Genomic DNA, 17,928 nt, shown 5'->3' with positions numbered 1-17,928 from the left:
GAATAACCTTTGGTTGTCTTGTTCGGCCTGCGGTGGCCCGTTATTGTAGTCAGCCGTAATCTTTCTTTACCCACGTAACCGACGTAGCAGGACACCAGCGCGAATGAGCAACAAGCTTGAGCAACTGAAAACCATGACCACCGTAGTAGCTGACACCGGCGATCTGGATGCCATTGCCGCCTGGCGCCCGCAAGATGCCACGACTAACCCGTCGCTGCTGCTCAAGGCCGTTGAATCTGACGCTTATAAGCCGATGGTCGACAAAGCGATTGCAGCGGCAAAACGCCAGGCCGGCGCAAGCGCAGACCAACTTGTTTTGGCGACCGACATTCTGGCGGTGCTGGCTGGCGGCGAAATTCTGAAGCTGGTTCCCGGTGTGGTGTCTACCGAAGTAGATGCCCGCCTGTCGTTTGACACCGTTGGCACTCTGTCGCGGGCACGGCGTATGGTTGAGCTTTATGACCAGCAGGGTATTGATACCCAGCGCGTGCTAATCAAGATTGCCGCCACTTGGGAAGGCATCAAAGCCGCCGAGCAGCTGGAAAAAGAAGGCATTCGCTGCAACCTTACGTTGCTGTTCTCGTTCGCTCAGGCCGTTGCCTGTGCACAGGCCGGGGTGGCACTGATTTCACCGTTTGTTGGCCGTATTATGGACTGGCATCTGGCAGACAGCGGTCGCGACAGTTTTCCTGCCAGTGAAGACCCGGGTGTGCTGTCAGTGGAGCGTATTTATAATTACTACAAAACCAACGATTTCAACACCGCGGTGATGGCCGCCAGTTTCCGCAACACCGGGCAAATTGAAATGTTGGCCGGTTGTGACCGGCTGACCATAAGCCCGGCGCTGATGCAGGCGCTCCAGAACGACACGGGTTCGCTTGAGCGCAAGCTCAGCCCGGCTGGTGCCCGTTCTAAAGACAAGCGCAGCCGCATGGACGAAAAGCAGTTCCGTTGGGACTCGAACAACGATGCCATGGCAACCGAAAAGCTGGCAGACGGCATTCGCCTTTTTGCGGCAGACCAGCGGAAACTGGAAGCGCAAATACGCCAACGGGCAGAAGCCATAGGCTGAGCTCTAAACTCTTAAAGACGAGCCCGGCACCGTGCGGAAGCTGCGCAATAAACTTTGAGGACACACCATGCTAGCCATTCTTCACCCTGACACCCCGATGGACAGCGACGCTTATCGCATCACGCTGAATTTTCTGGAAAACTTACCCGGCGTTTCAGTGCGCGTTCACGAAATTCAGGGTGCGACGCAGCGGTTAACCGAAGTGTATTTGCTAGGCAACACCAAGGGCCTCAATAAAGAAGACATTGAAGCACTGCCGGCGGTCGAGCGGGCTATCCGCATTTCCGAAGATTACCGGATTCTGGGACGCCATAAAGACAACAACCGTCAAAACGGCTTTACCTACAACGGCGTGGATTTTAACCAGTCCAATCTGAATATTTTTGCCGGCCTGTGCGCGGTGGATGTGCCCGAACACGTCGAGCAAATGATGCAGGCGCTGGAACAGCACGGTGAAGTGTGTACCCGTATGGGTGCGTACAAGCCACGCACCAACCCCTATTCGTTTCAGGGCCACGGCAAAGGCTGCTTGCCCTGGGTGTTTGAAAAAGCCGGCAAGCACGGCATTAAGGTGGTGGCCATGGAAATTACCCATGAAAGCCACATTGAAGAGATCGACAACTGCCTGGAAAAGCTGGGGCGCCCTACCGGTGTCATGCTGCAAATTGGCACCCGTAACACTCAAAACTTTGAGCTTCTGAAAGCCATTGGTCGTCAGAGCACCTACCCGGCACTGCTCAAGCGTGGTTTTGGTATTACTCTGAACGAGTCTTTGAATGCGGCGGAATACTTGGCGTCGGAAGGCAATGCCAACGTGATCTTCTGCCTGCGCGGCATGAAAACCGAAGCGGGCCAGCCCCACCGCAACATGGTGGATTTTGCCCATGTTCCCACCGTGAAGCGCCTGACCCGCATGCCGGTGTGTATTGACCCGTCCCACTCTGTGGGCAGCCGTGACCGCGCGCCGGATGGCATTCTGGAGGTGATGCACGCCACCGCACAGGGTGTTGTAGCGGGCGCTAACATGGTGCTGGTAGATTTCCATCCGAAGCCGGAAAAAGCTCTGGTAGACGGCCCTCAAGCGCTGCTGATGAACGAATTGCCGGCATACCTTGAAGATATCCGCTTGTGCCACGACACCTGGAAAAAACGCCAGGCAATTTATAAGACTGTGAAGGATTCAATGGCCAAATGATTGTATACGGACACCGCGGCGCCAAAGGTGAGGCTCCGGAAAACACTCTGGAAGGCTTTGCACACGCCTATCGCCAGGGCATACGCCATTTTGAGCTGGATCTGGTGCTGTCGAAAGACGGCATTCCCGTGCTGGTACACGATTTAACGGTGAATCGTACAACCACATTTAAAGGTAATGTCAGCGATTACACTCTGGCAGAACTGACCGGTATGGACGCTCGCCGCAACGTCAGTTCCTGGCCGAGCCCGGTGGGCATCCCCAGCCTGGACCAGTTGCTGGACCGGTTTAACGATCTTGAACACCTGCAACTGGAAGTAAAAAGCGATAAATCTCCGCGCATGAACGTGCTCAGCAACCGGCTGACGGAAATCATTCAGGCACGGCGGCTTTATGACAAAGTGGCCGTGACTTCGTCGGATGTTCATTTTTTGAAGGAAATTCGCCGGCGTGATCGCAATATTCGACTGGGGCTGGTGGCAGAACGCAAATTTCCGCGGCCCATGACCATTGCCAGTCGCCTGGAAGTGGAATATCTGTGCATCAACTGGAAGTTGCTCAGCAAAGAGCTGGTGGAGCATGCCCACCGCAAGGGTATGCACGTATCGGCGTGGACGGTAAACCGCATTTTCGACATGCTGGGACTGGAAAAAATGGGGGTAGACAGCATTATTACCGACTACCCGACCAGCACCATAACCTACTTCGACAATCGCACCCGTCACCAATCGGCTCTGCCCGACAACAGCGATGTCACTGCACCGGGCAAACAGCAGGCCATAGGCACTCACTGAAACCGCTAGAAAATCCGGTTTAATCCGTTCAGCGCGGCTACCCGATAAGCTTCGGCCATAGTCGGGTAGTTGAACGTGGTGTTGATGAAGTAGTTCAGGGAATTTGCTTCGCCTTTCTGGTTCATGATGGCCTGACCGATGTGAATAATCTCCGCAGCCTGGTCACCAAAACAGTGAATACCCAAAATTTCACGGGTTTCACGGTGGAACAGAATTTTCAGCATGCCCACCGGCTCCCCGGTAATCTGCGCCCGCGCCAGGTCCTTAAAGAACGCCTGGCCCAGTTCGTAGGGCACTTTTGCCTCGGTCAGTTCGCGCTCGGTTTTACCCACCGAACTGATTTCCGGAATGGTATAAATGCCCGTGGGCACGTCTGATACAAAGCGGAAATAGTCGTCTTGCACAATGTCAGAGGAGGCAGACCGGCCCTGATCATAAGCGGCACTGGCCAGGCTGGGCCAGCCAATAACATCGCCGACGGCGTAAATGTTCTCTACCTCGGTGCGGTAATGGTCGTCTACCGCCAGTTGGCCGCGGCTATTGGCTTGCAGGCCAATTTTTTCCAGCGCCAGCTTGTCGGTGTTACCGGTGCGGCCGTTACACCACAGAAATGCGTCTGCTCGAATTTTTTTACCGGATTTCAGTGACAACACCACGCCGTGGTCGTCGCCGTCTACGGATTCGTATTCTTCGTTGTGCCGCACCAGAACGCCATTGTTGCGCAGGTGATAACTCAGGGCGTCGGAAATATCGTCGTCCAGGAAGGTCAGCAAGCGGCTGCCCGGGTTGATTAAATCGACTTTTACGCCAAGCCCGGCAAAGATAGAGGCATATTCCGAACCAATCACTCCTGCCCCATAAATAATCAAGGTGCGCGGCGTGTGAGACAGGCTCAGAACGGTGTCTGAGTTATAAATACGGTGATGACGGAAGTCCAAGTCTGGCGGCAAATAAGGGCGCGAGCCCGAAGCAATGATGGCTTGCTTGAAGTGCAAGATTTCCACGCCTTTGCTGCCGCGTACTTCCAACTGGTTTTTATCAACAAACGAGGCGCTGCCGTTGATCAGATCAATACGGTTGCGGGAATAGAACTGGGTGCGCTGCTTGACCTGCGTGCCAATCACTTTTTGAGCATTCTGCAAAACACGCGGGAACGAGAACCAGCGCGGCTCGCCAATGTCGCGGAACATTTGATTGGTATTGAACGTGATGATCTGCTTGACTGAGTGGCGCAGGGCTTTCGAAGGAATGGTACCCCAGTGGGTACAGTTGCCGCCTACGGTTCTTTTGTCTTCAACAATGGCTACGCGCTTGCCGTTTTTCGTCGCGTTCATCGCAGCGCCTTCGCCGGACGGGCCGGCGCCGATAACCACTACGTCGTAATGATGCTCTGGCATACCCGCAGTAACTCCTTATCTGGGTCGTAAATTGTACGTTATTGCCTGTTTCGGCTCATTTTTCAGGGCGGGTGGCATCGTAACCCAGACTGCTATCTGCCTCGACCCCAACGCGCTCGCTGTTTTCTTCACATTTCTGGGTGTTGCCGCCGCATATATCGCAAGAAGAACTGATGCCCAGAGCGCCAATGCCGCCGCAGGTGCCGCTGATCGGTTTACGGCCAAAAATGACGCCCACTGACATGCCCGCTACCAACAGAACCACTATAAAAAACACCAGAATAAAGGTACCCATGCTGCTCTCCCGCTACTGGGTTATAAACGACGAAAATGCCGGAGTGTGGTGGGTCTCAAACCCTGCCTCACCGCGCACGATAAAATAAGCCGGTATGTTTTCGCGAACCGCCAACGTCATGGCTTCCTCGAATCCCATCACATTAAATCCGGTGGCCAGGGCGTCAGCGCGCATACAATTTTCCGCGATCACGGTCACCGACGCCAGATTGTGGGTAATCGGTTTACCGGTTTGTGGGTCCAGTGTATGGGAATAACGCTGCCCGTTGAATTCGTAATAGTTACGATAGTCACCAGAGGTCGCCAAAGCACGGTTATCCAGGGCTACCACCCGGTTTACCTGTTCTGCGTCTTCACCGGGCGTTTCGATGGCCAGGCGCCAGGCCGAACCATCGGGCTTGCGCCCGGCAACGCTGACTTCACCGCCAATCTCCACCAGATACCCGCTAACACCCTCTGCGGCCAGGTAGCGGGCAACTTCGTCTACACCGAAGCCTTTGGCAATGGCACTTAAATCCAGGTATTGCTGTTCGCTGGTACGAATGCCCGGAGGCTGGTACCGCAATTGGATTTTATTGTGTCCGGTGCCGCGCAATACCCGAGCCAGTGTGGCGTCGTCTGGCACTGTGTCTGGCCGCGCATCCGGGCCAAAGCCCCACAGATTCACCACTGGGCCAATCGTGATATCAAAAGCGCCGTCAGTAAGCGCGGACACCGCTTCTGCTTCTAGCAGCACGGTGTACAAGGGTGTTGACAACGCGGTCCAATCGGACTGATCTGGCAGCGCGTTAAAGCGTGACAACTCAGAATCCTCGCGCCAGGTAGACATGGCGGCGTCTACGCCCTCAAGAGCCTGCTCAATGCCGCCGGCAAGCTCCTGAAGCCTGGGCTGGTCCTCTTCCATCACCACACTGATGTGGTAACGAGTGCCAAAGATCGGCCCGGATATTTCCCAGATCTGTTGTTCCGGCTTAAACGAACAACCCGCCAAGGCCGCCACAACCAGTGCATAAAACACACTGATCATAACCGCCCGGGCGGGTTTAACCATGTTGAATAGCATCGGTATTTTACTAGCCTCCTGTATTAGCCACCAAAGTCATCCAACATGATGTTTTCATCTTCTACGCCTAGATCTTTCAGCATCTTGATAACCGATGCGTTCATGATGGGCGGCCCGCACATGTAAAACTCGCAGTCTTCGGGTGCCGGGTGATCTTTCAGATAGTTTTCAAACAACACGTTGTGAATAAATCCGGTGTCACCACTCCAGTCATCGTTCGGCTGGGGATCAGACAAGGCTACGTGCCATTCAAAGTTGTCGTTTTCTTTAGCCAAGCCGTCAAAGTCTTCGACGTAGAACATTTCCCGTACGCTACGTGCGCCATACCAGAAGCTGATCTTGCGCTTGGAATTCAGGCGCTTGAGCTGGTCAAAGATGTGGGAACGCATGGGCGCCATACCGGCACCGCCGCCCACAAACACCATTTCCGCATCGGTCTTCTTGGCGAAGAACTCACCAAACGGACCCATCACGGTCATCTTGTCCCCTGGTTTCAAATCAAACACAAAGCTCGACATGATTCCCGGGTTGTGGTCGGTGCCCGGAGGTGGCGTGGCGATACGGATGTTAAACTTCAGTACGCCCTTCTCTTCCGGGTAGTTGGCCATGGAGTAAGCACGGATCGTGTCCTCCTTGTTGATGGCCTTGTAGCGCCAAATATCGTGCTTGTTCCAATCTTCACGGAACTCTTCTTCAATCGCAAATTCCTTGAAGTCAATTTCGTACGCCGGACATTCCAGCTGTACATAACCGCCAGCACGGAAGGCAACTTCTTCACCCTCTGGCAACTTCAGAATCAATTCTTTGATGAAGGTGGCCTGGTTGTGGTTGCTCACCACTTCGCATTCCCACTTCTTAACGCCGAAGAACTCTTCCGGCACTTCAATTTTCATGTCCTGTTTTACCGGAACCTGGCACGACAGGCGCCAGCCTTCTTTTTCTTCGCGGTTGGTAAAATGAGTCTTTTCGGTGGGCAGCATAGCGCCGCCGCCGTCGAAAACCTTACATTTGCATTGGGCGCAGGTGCCACCGCCGCCACAAGCAGACGACAGAAAAATACCGCTGCCGGCCAATGTATTCAGCAACTTTCCACCGGCTTCGGTTTTCACCGTGTGCTCGGGGTCGTCGTTAATTTCAATGGTCACATCACCGGTACTGACCAGCTGGGAGCGGGCCGCAAGAATAATCGCAACCAGCGCCAAAACAATCACAGTGAACATGACTACGCCGAGAATAATTTCTGTATTCATGATCTCGCCCTTTCGTTTATCCGAATCACCGGGTGAATTACAGGGAAATGCCGGAGAAAGACATAAAACCTAATGACATCAAACCCACAGTAATAAAGGTTATGCCCAAGCCCCGCAGGCCTTCCGGTACGTCGCTGTACTTGAGTTTTTCCCGAATGCCGGCCAAAGCCACAATCGCCAAGGCCCAGCCTACGCCGGCGCCGAAACCGTACACCACACTCTCACCGAAGGTGTAGTCGCGCTCTACCATGAAAAGGGCTGCACCCAAAATGGCGCAGTTCACGGTGATAAGCGGTAGAAAAACCCCAAGTGCGGCATATAGCGCCGGTATGTACTTATCCAGAACCATTTCCATGATCTGCACAATCGCAGCGATTACACCAATGTACGTAATCAATCCCAAAAAGCTCAGGTCTGTGTTGGGCAATCCGGCCCAAGACAACGCGCCTTCACGCAGGATGTTGTTGTAGATCAGGTTGTTCACCGGCACAGTGAGGGTCAGAACTACCACCACGGCAATACCCAGACCGGTTGCGGCTTCAATTTTCTTAGAGATCGCCAGGAAGGTACACATACCCAAGAAGAAGGCCAAAGCCATGTTTTCAACGAAAATAGCCTTAATCAGCAGACTGATGTAGTGTTCCATCAGAAGGCCTCCTTATGGGTGTGGCGGGACATTTTGAAGTCTGCCTCTTCCACTTGCTCGGGTTTCCAGGCGCGCAGGGCCCAGATTGCCAAGCCAATAATAAAGAACGCGCTCGGCGGCAACAGCAGCAGCCCGTTGGGGACGTACCAACCGCCCTGACTTACTGGTGTCATCAAGGTAACGCCAAACAGCGCACCTGCGCCCAGCAGCTCACGGAAGAAGGCGACAAATAGCAGCATCACCGAATAGCCCATACCGTTGCCGATGCCGTCAAGGAAGCTCAGCCAAGGCCCGTTCTTCATGGCGAAACCTTCGGCACGGCCCATAACGATGCAGTTGGTGATGATCAGACCAACGAAGACCGACAGCTGCTTGGATACTTCATAGGCGTAGGCCTTCAGAAACTGATCCACCACGATTACCAGAGAAGCGATGATGGTCATTTGGGCGATGATACGAATACTGTTCGGAATCTGTGCCCGCACCAGCGATACCGCCAGGTTGGAAAACGCGGTTACCGCAATAACGGACAGACACATAACGATGGTGACGTTCATGCTGGTGGTTACCGCCAGCGCAGAACAGATACCCAGAATCTGCAATCCAATCGGGTTGTTACTGAAAATCGGTTCAAACAGAACTTGTTTCGCGGTCATTTCGGACATGATCAGACCTCCCCTTCACGAAGTTTCTTGAGGAACGCCGCGTAGCCACGATCACCCATCCAATAATTTACAAGATGCTCCACACCGCGACTGGTCAAGGTGGCACCGGAAAGCGCGTCCACTTTGTGTTGCTTGTTCGCAGTATTGGCATCAACACCGCCTTTTACCAGGCGGATCTGCGGCTCGGTTTTGTTTTCGTCGTAAAGCTGCTTACCCACCCACTGGGACTTCCAGCGCGGGTTATCCACCTCACCACCCAGGCCCGGCGTTTCTGCGTGGGCATAAAAGCCCAGGCCTTCGATGGTGTTCAAGTCGCCCTCAAGGGATACAAAGCCATACAGAGTGGACCACAAACCATAACCGTGAACCGGCAGTACAACGCGCTTCACCTGATCGCCTTCGCGCAGCAGATAGACCTTGGCTACGTTAGGGCGACGCTTGATGCCCGCCAGGTCTTCCTTGGGAGGAATGTTGGTGGACATATCCGGGTTAGACGCAGCTTTGTACATGTCGTACTTCATCGGGTCTTGCACATTGACCGATTCAGGCTCGACAAAGGCGCCAGAATCCAAATCCACCAGACGGACATCAAAGCGGGTGAAGATATCTTCGATCTGCTCGGCACTGGCAGCTTCCGGCAACATGCCCGAGGCCGCCAGAATATTGGTTTTAATGTCCAGGTTTTGATTTTTGATCTGTGCCGGGCGCAGCATTACTGCGGCGGTCGAGACGATAACTGAAAACACGATACTCAGTACCAAAGCGACCAATAACGTTCTGGAGACTGTTTCTTTAACTTTAGCCACGGGCGAGCCTCCGTTTAACATTGGCCTGAACAACGTAGTGGTCCATCAGCGGGGCAAACAGGTTGGCGAACAGAATCGCCAGCATAATGCCCTCAGGGAAGGCCGGGTTTACTACGCGTATCAGAATAGTCATCACGCCCACCAGAATGCCGAAGCACCAGCGGCCGGTATTGGTCATGGCAGACGATACCGGGTCCGTCGCCATAAACATCATGCCGAAGGCAAAACCACCGATTACCAGGTGCCAGTGCGCTGGCACGGCAAACATGGGGTTGGTTTCCGAACCCACCACGTTCATCAGCAACGAGGTGGCAATCATGCCGAGCAACACACCCCCAACAATCCGGTAAGAGGCTATTTTCATGATCAGCAGCACCGCGCCACCGGCCAACACCGCCAGGGTCGAGGTTTCACCCATGGAACCCTGAATGGTGCCCATAAACGCGTTCATCCAGCCAATCTGGGTTTCCAGAGCTTCCATACCACCGCTGGCAGCCCAGCTCAGGGAGGTTGCACCACTAAACCCGTCAACCGCAGTCCATACCGTGTCACCGGAGATCTGCGCCGGGTAGGCGAAGTACAAAAAAGCACGGCCGGTCAGCGCCGGGTTGAGGAAGTTTTTGCCGGTTCCGCCAAACACTTCTTTACCGATGACGATACCGAAGGTAATGCCTAAAGCCACTTGCCATAAAGGCACGGTAGGCGGGCAAATCAGCGCAAACAAAATCGAGGTTACGAAAAAGCCTTCGTTGATTTCATGGCGACGCACGGTGGCAAACATCACTTCCCAGAACCCGCCAACCACAAAGGTCACCACGTAGATGGGAATAAAGTAGGCCATACCGTAGATGAAATTATCCAGCAAGCCAGCACCCGCGCCGGTTACCGCAAAAGCGTTGATAAACAAGGTGCGCAGTCCGCCGTCTCCGACCAAAGCCTCCGGACTGGTAGCCAGGTAGCTGTTGGCCTGAAAGCCGATGTTCCACATGCCGAAAAACATGGCCGGGAAAGTGCACAGCCACACCGTAATCATGATGCGTTTCAGATCAATGCCATCACGCACGTGAGATGTGGATTTGGTGACCGAACTGGGCGAGTAGAAAATGGTGTCTACCGCTTCGTAGAGCGCGTACCAACGCTCGTGACGACCGCCTTTTTCAAAATGATGCTCGATTCCGTCGAGAAACTGTCGGATAGCCATAACTTAGCCCTCGATCTCGATGCGGGTCAGGTTCTCTCGGAGAATTGGCCCGTATTCATATTTACCCGGACACACGAAGGTGCACAGAGCCAGATCTTCTTCATCCAGTTCCAGCGCGCCCAGTTTCTGGGCCATTTCCGTGTCACCGACAATGAGTGCCCGCAACAGCTGGGTTGGCAATATGTCCAACGGCATGACGCGCTCGTAAGCGCCCACTGGAACCATTGCTCGCTCGCTGCCGTTGGTGCTGGTATTGAAGTTGAATCGTTTGCCACCGATCAGTTTTGACAGGTAGATGTTCATTGTCGAGAATTTATTAACGCCCGGCGACAGGTAGGCCATGAAGTGCCGGCTATTGCCTTCAGCCAGCACCGACACCTGATTGGCGAAACGCCCTAAGTAGGCGCAGGTACCTTCGGCCCGTCGACCGCCAAACACTGAGCCCGATATCGGACGCAGTTCGCAGTCGGTTTCGGTTTCACCATCCAACAATTCAACCAGACTGGCTCCTAAACGTGTACGAACCAAGCGAGGCTTCAGAGCTTTCGGGCCACCTATTGAGACAACGCGCTCAATTGGAAGTTCACCGGTGACGAACAGCTTGCCGATATCAATCACGTCCTGGTAATTCACAGACCACACAGTTTTGCTGAGCGATACCGGGTCCAGGTGATGAATATGGGTGCCTACGTTACCGGCAGGGTGAACGCCGTCACACTGATTGACTTCAATAGCATCAGACTTGGGCACTGCCACGTTTGAGCCCGGCTTACCTGTTACAAACACCTTGCCGGTGGTCAGCTTGGCAATAATGCTCAGGCCGTTTTCAAAGGCCTTGCTGTTTTCGGCAATGATGATGGTAGGGTCTGCGGCCAGCGGGTTGGTATCCATCACCGACACGAAGATTGAATGAGGCGCGGAGTCAATAGCCGGCACTTTGCTGTACGGACGCGTTACCAGCGTCGCCCACAACCCGGATTCGATCAGGTTATCAACAACCTGCTGGCGCTCCAGGCCCGCAATATCGGCTTCGCTGTAACGCGCGAAGATTTCCGCCTCATTGCCATCAATTTCGATGACAATCGACTGGAAAACCCGACGGTCACCACGGTTGATTTCTTTCACCACGCCCGCTGCCGGTGAGGTGTAACGAACGCCTTCGGTCTTCTTATCCATAAACAGCAGCGTGCCGCGTTTAACGCGATCCCCTTCCTTCACAACCATCGTCGGCTTCATGCCGTTATAGTCAAAGCCGACAAGTGCCACGTGGCGAATCGGTTTGCCGTCGGTGATGGTCTGTTCGGGGGCGCCGCTGATGGGAAGATCCAGGCCTTTTGTGATCTTTATCATTAGCCTCATCCAATCATCAGAAACTATTCGATGTATTTACCACGCCAGACGCATTACCTCGAATTCCCTGCACATACCTCACCGGTTTGGTGTTAAGTGGCTTGCCGTAAGGCGGTTGGCGTTACGCTAGCACAGACCGGTGGCAGAGGAAGGATAAGAAGCGGGCGTCAGACATATCCAAAATCGCGCTAATTATAGAGAGTCGGGGCCCGCATTTCCACAGCAAAGGCCCACCGGTTTGTTGCTTCAAGTAAAGAGGGCGTGTTTGAACCGCGCCAAATAAAAGCCCCGCCAGCAAAAGCTGGAGGGGCTTTTATTCACTCATCAAGCACTGACCCGAGAGCCAGAACGACCGACTCAGCCGCGAGCGCGCTTGGGGAAAATAGGATAGTTGATGCCAGCCATCTGGCTAACAACCCTTATAACCTGTGCGCTGTAGCCGAATTCGTTGTCGTACCAAACGTAAAGAATCAGGCGTTTACCGGCAGCAATCGTTGCTTGGGCGTCCACAATACCGGCGTGGCGCGAGCCAACGAAATCGGTCGACACCACTTCTGTGGAGTTTACAAAGTCAATCTGCTTTTGCAGTTCGGAGTGCAGCGCTATGTCACGCAGGTATTCGTTAACGCTTTCTACATCCACCTCTGTCTTCAGATTCAGGTTCAGAATCGCCATGGAGACGTTCGGCGTGGGCACGCGAATGGCATTACCCGTCAGCTTGCCTTTCAGTTCTGGCAGCGCCTTTGACACCGCCTTGGCGGCGCCTGTCTCGGTAATTACCATGTTCAGCGGCGCACTGCGGCCGCGGCGACTGCCTTTGTGGTAGTTGTCGATCAGGTTCTGGTCATTGGTGTAAGAGTGCACCGTTTCTACGTGGCCATCTTCAATGCCGTATTCGTCATTGATAGCCTTCAGCACCGGGGTAATGGCGTTGGTGGTACAAGAGGCTGCCGACAGAATTTTGTCGTCGTCAGTAATCCAGTCATTATTGATGCCGTAAACGATGTTCTTGATGTCGCCTTTGCCTGGAGCTGTCAGCATGACGCGGCTGACGCCTTTAGATTTCAGGTGCAGGCCCAGGCCTTCTTCATCGCGCCACATGCCGGTGTTATCAATCACAATGGCATTGTTGATGCCGTACTGGGTGTAGTCCACTTGGTCTGGCCCGGCGGAGTAAATAACTTTGATAAAGTTGCCGTTGGCGATCAGCGCGGAGTTTTCCGCGTCGACACGGATGGTGCCGTTGAAGGGGCCGTGTACGGAGTCGCGGCGCAGCAGGCTGGCACGCTTTTCCAGATCGTTTTCGGCACCGCCATGGCGCACAACAATGGCGCGCAGGCGCAGATTGTTACCGCCGCCGGCTTTTTCAATCAGAATACGGGCCAGCAAGCGGCCGATACGACCAAAACCGTAAAGCACTATATCTTTGGTGTCATTCTGGGCATCTTCTTCCGACTGGGAAGCGTACAACCCCGCGATAGATCCGATTTCCTGGGTCAAAAACTCGTTCAGGTCGCCGCCAATGGCGCGGAATTTGACCGCCAGCTTGCCGATGTCTACGTGGCCACGCCCCAGCTCCATGGCATCCATCGCCTGAAGAATGGGCAGGGTGTCGTGTACCGACAACTCGCTGTCTTCTACCTGCCGAACGTAGCGGTGGGCGCGAATGATGTCAATCACTGACTGATTAATTACCGAGCGGCCGTAAACCGACGTAACAACATTGTTACGGCGGTACAGGCGCCCAATTAGCGGGATCATGGCTTCGGCGGTAGATTCGCGCTCTGTCCAGTTCGACAAGTGCTGGTGGATCTGTTCGTGGCTCACGGTTTAGGACCTCTGAATAGAAACGTTTTGGGCATGCAAAGTAGACATGAAGAAAATCGGGTGAGGTATTATCCAATTTAACGCCGCCTACGGCAAATCCAACGCCTGTTTTTATAGCCACTCGACCCCCCATGCACTGCAGCGGTAGAATGGCCAGCCTATTTACCGGCTCTCGAATTCGAAAAAGGCACATTTCCCAACATGACCAGCACCCCCCTGCTTGCCCCCGAGTTTCCAAAAAAGCCTGCCGACCATCGTGTCTGGGGTCAGCTTCACGGCAGCAGTGACGCTCTGGCCATCTGTGAAAGCGCGCGCAGCCATCAAGGGTTAACCCTGGTGATCACCCGCAGCACCGCCGATGCCATTCGCCTGGAGCAGGCAATGCGGTTTTTTCTGGGCCTGGCACCTGAAGAAGATGGCCCGGCCATAAGCGCCGATGGCCTGGAATTGCTGTCGTTGCCAGACTGGGAAACTTTGCCTTACGACCAGTTTTCGCCCCATCAGGATATTATTTCCCGCCGCATTCGCACCCTGCACCGCCTGCCCTCTACCGCACACGGCGTGCTTGTGGTGCCTGCGCGTACCCTGATGCACCGGTTACCGCCGGTAAATTATCTGCAGGGCAACACCCTGCTGTTAGAAGTCGGCCAGTCGCTGGACATCAACAGCTGGCGCCTGCAGCTCGAGGCGGCCGGCTATCGCTATGCCGACAACGTTTACGAGCACGGTGAATACGCTGTGCGCGGCGCCATTCTGGACATTTTCCCCATGGGCGCCAGCCAGCCCTACCGCATTGATTTGTTCGACAACGAAATTGAAACCCTACGCACCTTTGACCCGGACACCCAGCGTTCGGTGGATCGCATCCAGCAGGTAGAACTGCTGCCGGCGTTTGAATTCCCCTGGGACAAAGAAGCCCGTTCGGCGTTTCGCGGACGCTGGTTCGAGCAATTTCCCAGCGCCGACAAAAGCGCGCCTGTGTATCAGGACGTCAGTCAGGGCATTACATCACCGGGCATTGAATATTATTTGCCGCTGTTTTTTGATGCCACCGCCACGCTTTTTGATTACCTGCCAGCCAGTACCCGGGTATTCACCGCCGATGGCCTGAACGAATCGGTGCAGCAGTTCGACAGCGAAACCCGCAACCGTTATGAAGATCGCCGCCACGACCGCGTGCGGCCAATCATGCCGCCAGCCCGGCTGTTTTTGCAGCAGGACGAGCTGTTCGGGCTGCTCAAACAGTTTCCACGGGTAACCACACGCACCGCAACCGACGATGGCAACGGCAGTGTGAACTGCGCCGCCCGCGAACTGCCAGACATCGCCATGAACGGGCGCGCAGCAGACCCTGCCGGGCGCTTGAAACGGTTCATCAACGAATTCGACGGTCGCATTCTGATTTGCGCCGAATCGTCTGGCCGGCGCGAAGCGCTGATCGATAATCTGGCCCAGCAATCCTTGCAACTTCAGGCGCTGGAGGGCTGGCAAGGTTTTCTGGACAGTCCGAAATGCAGCTTGGGCATTACCATCGCGCCTATGGAACAGGGCCTGGTGCTGCCAGACCGGCAACTGGCGCTGATCACCGAAACCGCACTTTTTGGTGAGCGGGTGCTGCAGCGCAGGCGCCGGGAAAAGCCCACCGAGCTAAACGACGACGGCTACCGCGACCTTTCGGAACTCCGTATTGGCTCGCCGGTGGTGCATATTGACCACGGTGTAGGCCGCTATCAGGGCCTGGAAACCATCACGGTGGAAGGTGAAGCCAGCGAATTTCTGATGCTGGAATACGCCGGCAGCTCCAAGCTGTATGTGCCTGTGTCTAGCCTGCATTTGATTTCACGCTACGCCGGCAGCGACACCGAACACGCGCCGCTGCACAAGCTGGGCACCGATCGCTGGAACAACGCCAAGAAAAAAGCGCTGGAGAAAATCCGCGACACCGCCGCCGAGCTTTTAGACGTGTACGCCCGCCGCGAAGCCCGCAAAGGCTTCAGCTTCGAGAACCCCCAGGAAGCCTACCGCACCTTTGCAGCAGGCTTCCCGTTCGAGGAAACACCGGATCAGGAAGTGGCTATTATGGCGGTGCTGGAAGACATGACCAGCGAACGACCGATGGATCGTTTGATTTGCGGCGATGTGGGCTTTGGCAAAACCGAAGTGGCCATGCGCGCCGCGTTTGTGGCGACCTGGTCGGGCAAACAGGTGGCGGTACTGGTGCCCACTACCCTGCTGGCGCAGCAGCATTACGAATCTTTCCGCGACCGCTTTTCGGATACCGCCGTTAATGTCGAGCTGCTCAGCCGCTTCCGCAGTGGCAGCCAGACCAATAAAGCGCTGGAGGCCATGGAAAACGGCAAAGCCGATATCGTGATTGGCACCCACAAACTGCTGCAGGGCGACATTCGGTTCAAGAATCTGGGCCTGGTGATTATTGATGAAGAACACCGCTTTGGCGTGCAGCAAAAAGAAAAGCTAAAAGCGCTGCGGGCCGAAGTGGATATGCTCAACCTGACCGCCACGCCCATCCCCCGCACCTTGAATATGGCCATGGGCCACCTTCGCGATCTGTCCATTATTGCAACGCCACCAGCGCGGCGGCTGTCGGTAAAAACCTTTGTGCGCCAGCGCGACGAACCCATGGTGAAAGAAGCGATTTTGCGGGAAATCCTGCGTGGCGGTCAGGTGTACTTTCTGCACAATAACGTGACCAGCATCGAAAAAACCGCGGCAGACCTGCGCCAACTGATTCCCGAAGCCCGTGTTGGCGTGGCCCACGGCCAGATGCGCGAACGCGATCTGGAACAGATCATGAAGGACTTTTACCACAAGCGCTTCAACGTGCTGGTGTGTACCACCATCATTGAAACCGGCATAGACGTGCCCACCGCCAACACCATTATTATCGAGCGCGCAGACAAATTCGGCCTGGCCCAGCTGCACCAGTTGCGAGGCCGGGTGGGCCGCTCCCACCATCAAGCCTACGCTTACCTGCTTACCCCGCCACCGAAAGCCATTAGCTCCGATGCAAAAAAGCGCCTGGAGGCCATTTCTGAAGCCCAGGATTTGGGCGCCGGTTTTATGCTGGCCACCCAAGACCTCGAAATCCGCGGCGCCGGCGAACTTCTGGGCGAGGAACAGAGCGGGCAAATCGAAAGCATTGGTTTTACCCTTTACATGCAGCTGCTGGACGAAGCGGTAAAAGCCATTCGTGAAGGCCGCACACCGAACGCCGAGCTGCCACTGAGCCACGGCACCGAAATGAATTTGCGCATCCCGGCGCTGATTCCGGACGATTACCTGCCAGACGTTCATAACCGGCTGATGTTGTATAAACGCATTGCCAGCGTTGCCAATGATGAACAATTAAAAGAACTTCAGGTAGAAATGATTGACCGCTTTGGATTGCTGCCGCAACCGGCCAAAAATCTGATGCGCCAGGCGGCGCTGCGCATGCGTGCCGAGGCCCTGGGAGTGGTTAAAGTAGACGCTGGCAAGGAATGGGCGCGACTGGAGTTTGGCAACAGCACCAGCGTAGACCCACTGGTGCTGATTAAGAAAATGCAATCCGACCCCGGCGAGTATCGCCTGGACGGCGCCAACAGTTTCCGTTTCCGGCTGAACGACACCTCAACCGATGGTAAACTTGATGGCATTGCCGCTATGTTCGATGAACTGGCACCGGTCAAATCCTCAGGCCGGCCCCGATGACTGTTGGAGAAACTGACTTGCGTAAACACCCGGGCTCACCTTTTACGATGGCCGTGCTGATTGTTTTCACGCTGATAGTGGGCGCGCCTCTGGCCCAGGCTAGTGATCGCTATCGCGCGGAATTTGTCATTCTGGAACGCATTATTGCGCCTGAAAATCTGGTCGAGAACATGAGCGGGCAGAAGGTTACCCCCACGCCGGTTATTAACAAGGCGCTTTGGGTAACGCCCGAGGGCGGTGGGCCGCGCAGTTCATTAAACCAGGCCAACAGCCTCTATCTGGACAGCGCAGCCGCTCGGCTGACCAACAGCGGCCGTTTCCGCATTCTGGCCAAAGCCGGCTGGTTCGAAGATTTCCCGCAGAACTACAGTGGCGAACGCCTGGCGGTGGCCGTTGGCGACTGGTTGCCGCAGGCACGGCAGCGCGACGTGGAAGGTTATATAAAAATCGATCGCAAACGCTTTTTACATGTGGAAGCGCACCTGAACCACTGGCAAGATGCCGCCTCGGCCGCGCAGCCCGGCGCTCAGGCTGAACCGCAGCTGCTGACCTGGATTCGTGAAACCCGCCGCATGCGCAGCAGCGAAATCCATTTTCTGGATTCCCCCACCATAGGCGTGCTGATCTATTTCGCAAAAATCGAGGATTGAGCCGCTA

The 17,928-nt window shown here is 55.0% G+C and carries 15 protein-coding genes; 5 read left to right on the top strand and 10 right to left on the bottom strand.

Annotated elements, in window-relative coordinates; all coding sequences use genetic code 11:
• Positions 1–103 precede the first annotated feature (103 nt).
• From tal to ATI45_RS00230, 3 genes are all read left to right on the top strand, one after another.
• On the top strand, positions 104–1,072 hold the full coding sequence (gene tal, locus ATI45_RS00240; protein WP_098417778.1) for a transaldolase: 969 nt from the start codon (positions 104–106) through the stop codon (positions 1,070–1,072).
• 67 nt (positions 1,073–1,139) lie between these two features.
• A complete protein-coding gene (locus tag ATI45_RS00235; protein ID WP_098417777.1) occupies positions 1,140–2,267 on the top strand; it encodes a 3-deoxy-7-phosphoheptulonate synthase in 1,128 nt (375 codons plus the stop codon).
• Positions 2,264–3,061 carry a glycerophosphodiester phosphodiesterase gene (locus tag ATI45_RS00230; protein ID WP_098417776.1) on the top strand — a complete coding sequence of 266 codons (798 nt, stop codon included), beginning with the start codon at positions 2,264–2,266 and terminating at the stop codon, positions 3,059–3,061. Before ATI45_RS00235 ends, ATI45_RS00230 begins: the two co-directional genes overlap by 4 nt.
• 5 nt (positions 3,062–3,066) lie before the next feature.
• Here the strand turns inward: ATI45_RS00230 and sthA are convergent, their stop codons facing one another.
• The 10 genes from sthA to ATI45_RS00180 all read right to left on the bottom strand — a co-directional run bounded on the left by sthA (position 3,067) and on the right by ATI45_RS00180 (position 13,494).
• On the bottom strand, positions 3,067–4,458 hold the full coding sequence (gene sthA, locus ATI45_RS00225) for a Si-specific NAD(P)(+) transhydrogenase (protein WP_098417775.1): 1,392 nt from the start codon (positions 4,456–4,458) through the stop codon (positions 3,067–3,069).
• A 55-nt stretch (positions 4,459–4,513) separates the two neighbouring features.
• A complete protein-coding gene (gene nqrM / locus ATI45_RS00220) occupies positions 4,514–4,753 on the bottom strand; it encodes a (Na+)-NQR maturation NqrM (RefSeq protein WP_098417774.1) in 240 nt (79 codons plus the stop codon).
• A gap of 12 nt (positions 4,754–4,765) precedes the next feature.
• Positions 4,766–5,815 carry an FAD:protein FMN transferase gene (locus tag ATI45_RS00215; protein WP_098417773.1) on the bottom strand — a complete coding sequence of 350 codons (1,050 nt, stop codon included), beginning with the start codon at positions 5,813–5,815 and terminating at the stop codon, positions 4,766–4,768.
• 23 nt (positions 5,816–5,838) lie between these two features.
• Positions 5,839–7,065 (bottom strand): NADH:ubiquinone reductase (Na(+)-transporting) subunit F, encoded by a 1,227-nt coding sequence (gene nqrF / locus ATI45_RS00210; protein WP_098417772.1) that lies wholly within the window; start codon positions 7,063–7,065, stop codon positions 5,839–5,841.
• Positions 7,066–7,102: 37 nt separating this feature from the next.
• The gene (gene nqrE, locus ATI45_RS00205; RefSeq protein WP_007348651.1) at positions 7,103–7,711 is read right to left on the bottom strand and encodes an NADH:ubiquinone reductase (Na(+)-transporting) subunit E; all 609 of its coding nucleotides are present in this window, start codon (positions 7,709–7,711) and stop codon (positions 7,103–7,105) included.
• On the bottom strand, positions 7,711–8,376 hold the full coding sequence (locus tag ATI45_RS00200) for an NADH:ubiquinone reductase (Na(+)-transporting) subunit D (protein ID WP_018402966.1): 666 nt from the start codon (positions 8,374–8,376) through the stop codon (positions 7,711–7,713). Before ATI45_RS00200 ends, nqrE begins: the two co-directional genes overlap by 1 nt.
• 2 nt (positions 8,377–8,378) lie before the next feature.
• Entirely contained in the window at positions 8,379–9,182 is an 804-nt protein-coding gene (locus tag ATI45_RS00195) for a Na(+)-translocating NADH-quinone reductase subunit C (protein ID WP_098417771.1), read from the bottom strand.
• The gene (locus ATI45_RS00190) at positions 9,175–10,383 is read right to left on the bottom strand and encodes an NADH:ubiquinone reductase (Na(+)-transporting) subunit B (protein WP_098417770.1); all 1,209 of its coding nucleotides are present in this window, start codon (positions 10,381–10,383) and stop codon (positions 9,175–9,177) included. Before ATI45_RS00190 ends, ATI45_RS00195 begins: the two co-directional genes overlap by 8 nt.
• Positions 10,384–10,386: 3 nt before the next feature.
• Complete coding sequence (locus tag ATI45_RS00185) at positions 10,387–11,733, bottom strand: Na(+)-translocating NADH-quinone reductase subunit A (protein ID WP_098417769.1); 1,347 nt, start codon at positions 11,731–11,733, stop codon at positions 10,387–10,389.
• A 357-nt stretch (positions 11,734–12,090) separates the two neighbouring features.
• Positions 12,091–13,494 (bottom strand): glyceraldehyde-3-phosphate dehydrogenase, encoded by a 1,404-nt coding sequence (locus ATI45_RS00180; protein ID WP_416376599.1) that lies wholly within the window; start codon positions 13,492–13,494, stop codon positions 12,091–12,093.
• A 267-nt stretch (positions 13,495–13,761) separates the two neighbouring features.
• Here ATI45_RS00180 and mfd point away from each other — a divergent pair, with 267 nt between their 5' ends.
• Positions 13,762–17,271, top strand: a complete 3,510-nt coding sequence (mfd, locus tag ATI45_RS00175; RefSeq protein WP_098417767.1) for a transcription-repair coupling factor — start codon at positions 13,762–13,764, stop codon at positions 17,269–17,271.
• On the top strand, positions 17,268–17,921 hold the full coding sequence (locus tag ATI45_RS00170; protein WP_098417766.1) for a CsiV family protein: 654 nt from the start codon (positions 17,268–17,270) through the stop codon (positions 17,919–17,921). Before mfd ends, ATI45_RS00170 begins: the two co-directional genes overlap by 4 nt.
• The last annotated feature ends 7 nt before the right edge of the window (positions 17,922–17,928 follow it).

Source organism: Marinobacter sp. LV10MA510-1 (assembly GCF_002563885.1).
Taxonomy (GTDB): Bacteria; Pseudomonadota; Gammaproteobacteria; order Pseudomonadales; family Oleiphilaceae; genus Marinobacter.
This window is presented reverse-complemented; position numbering and strand designations above follow the sequence as displayed.

Coding starts and splice junctions, on each gene's coding strand:
- ATI45_RS00190 (WP_098417770.1), bottom strand. CDS start 10,383: ATGGCTATCCGACAGTTTCTCGACGGAATCGAGCATCATTTTGAAAAA.
- ATI45_RS00235 (WP_098417777.1), top strand. CDS start 1,140: ATGCTAGCCATTCTTCACCCTGACACCCCGATGGACAGCGACGCTTAT.
- sthA (WP_098417775.1), bottom strand. CDS start 4,458: ATGCCAGAGCATCATTACGACGTAGTGGTTATCGGCGCCGGCCCGTCC.
- nqrF (WP_098417772.1), bottom strand. CDS start 7,065: ATGAATACAGAAATTATTCTCGGCGTAGTCATGTTCACTGTGATTGTT.
- nqrM (WP_098417774.1), bottom strand. CDS start 4,753: ATGGGTACCTTTATTCTGGTGTTTTTTATAGTGGTTCTGTTGGTAGCG.
- ATI45_RS00215 (WP_098417773.1), bottom strand. CDS start 5,815: ATGCTATTCAACATGGTTAAACCCGCCCGGGCGGTTATGATCAGTGTG.
- ATI45_RS00185 (WP_098417769.1), bottom strand. CDS start 11,733: ATGATAAAGATCACAAAAGGCCTGGATCTTCCCATCAGCGGCGCCCCC.
- mfd (WP_098417767.1), top strand. CDS start 13,762: ATGACCAGCACCCCCCTGCTTGCCCCCGAGTTTCCAAAAAAGCCTGCC.
- tal (WP_098417778.1), top strand. CDS start 104: ATGAGCAACAAGCTTGAGCAACTGAAAACCATGACCACCGTAGTAGCT.
- ATI45_RS00200 (WP_018402966.1), bottom strand. CDS start 8,376: ATGTCCGAAATGACCGCGAAACAAGTTCTGTTTGAACCGATTTTCAGT.
- ATI45_RS00180 (WP_416376599.1), bottom strand. CDS start 13,494: ATGATCCCGCTAATTGGGCGCCTGTACCGCCGTAACAATGTTGTTACG.
- ATI45_RS00170 (WP_098417766.1), top strand. CDS start 17,268: ATGACTGTTGGAGAAACTGACTTGCGTAAACACCCGGGCTCACCTTTT.
- nqrE (WP_007348651.1), bottom strand. CDS start 7,711: ATGGAACACTACATCAGTCTGCTGATTAAGGCTATTTTCGTTGAAAAC.
- ATI45_RS00230 (WP_098417776.1), top strand. CDS start 2,264: ATGATTGTATACGGACACCGCGGCGCCAAAGGTGAGGCTCCGGAAAAC.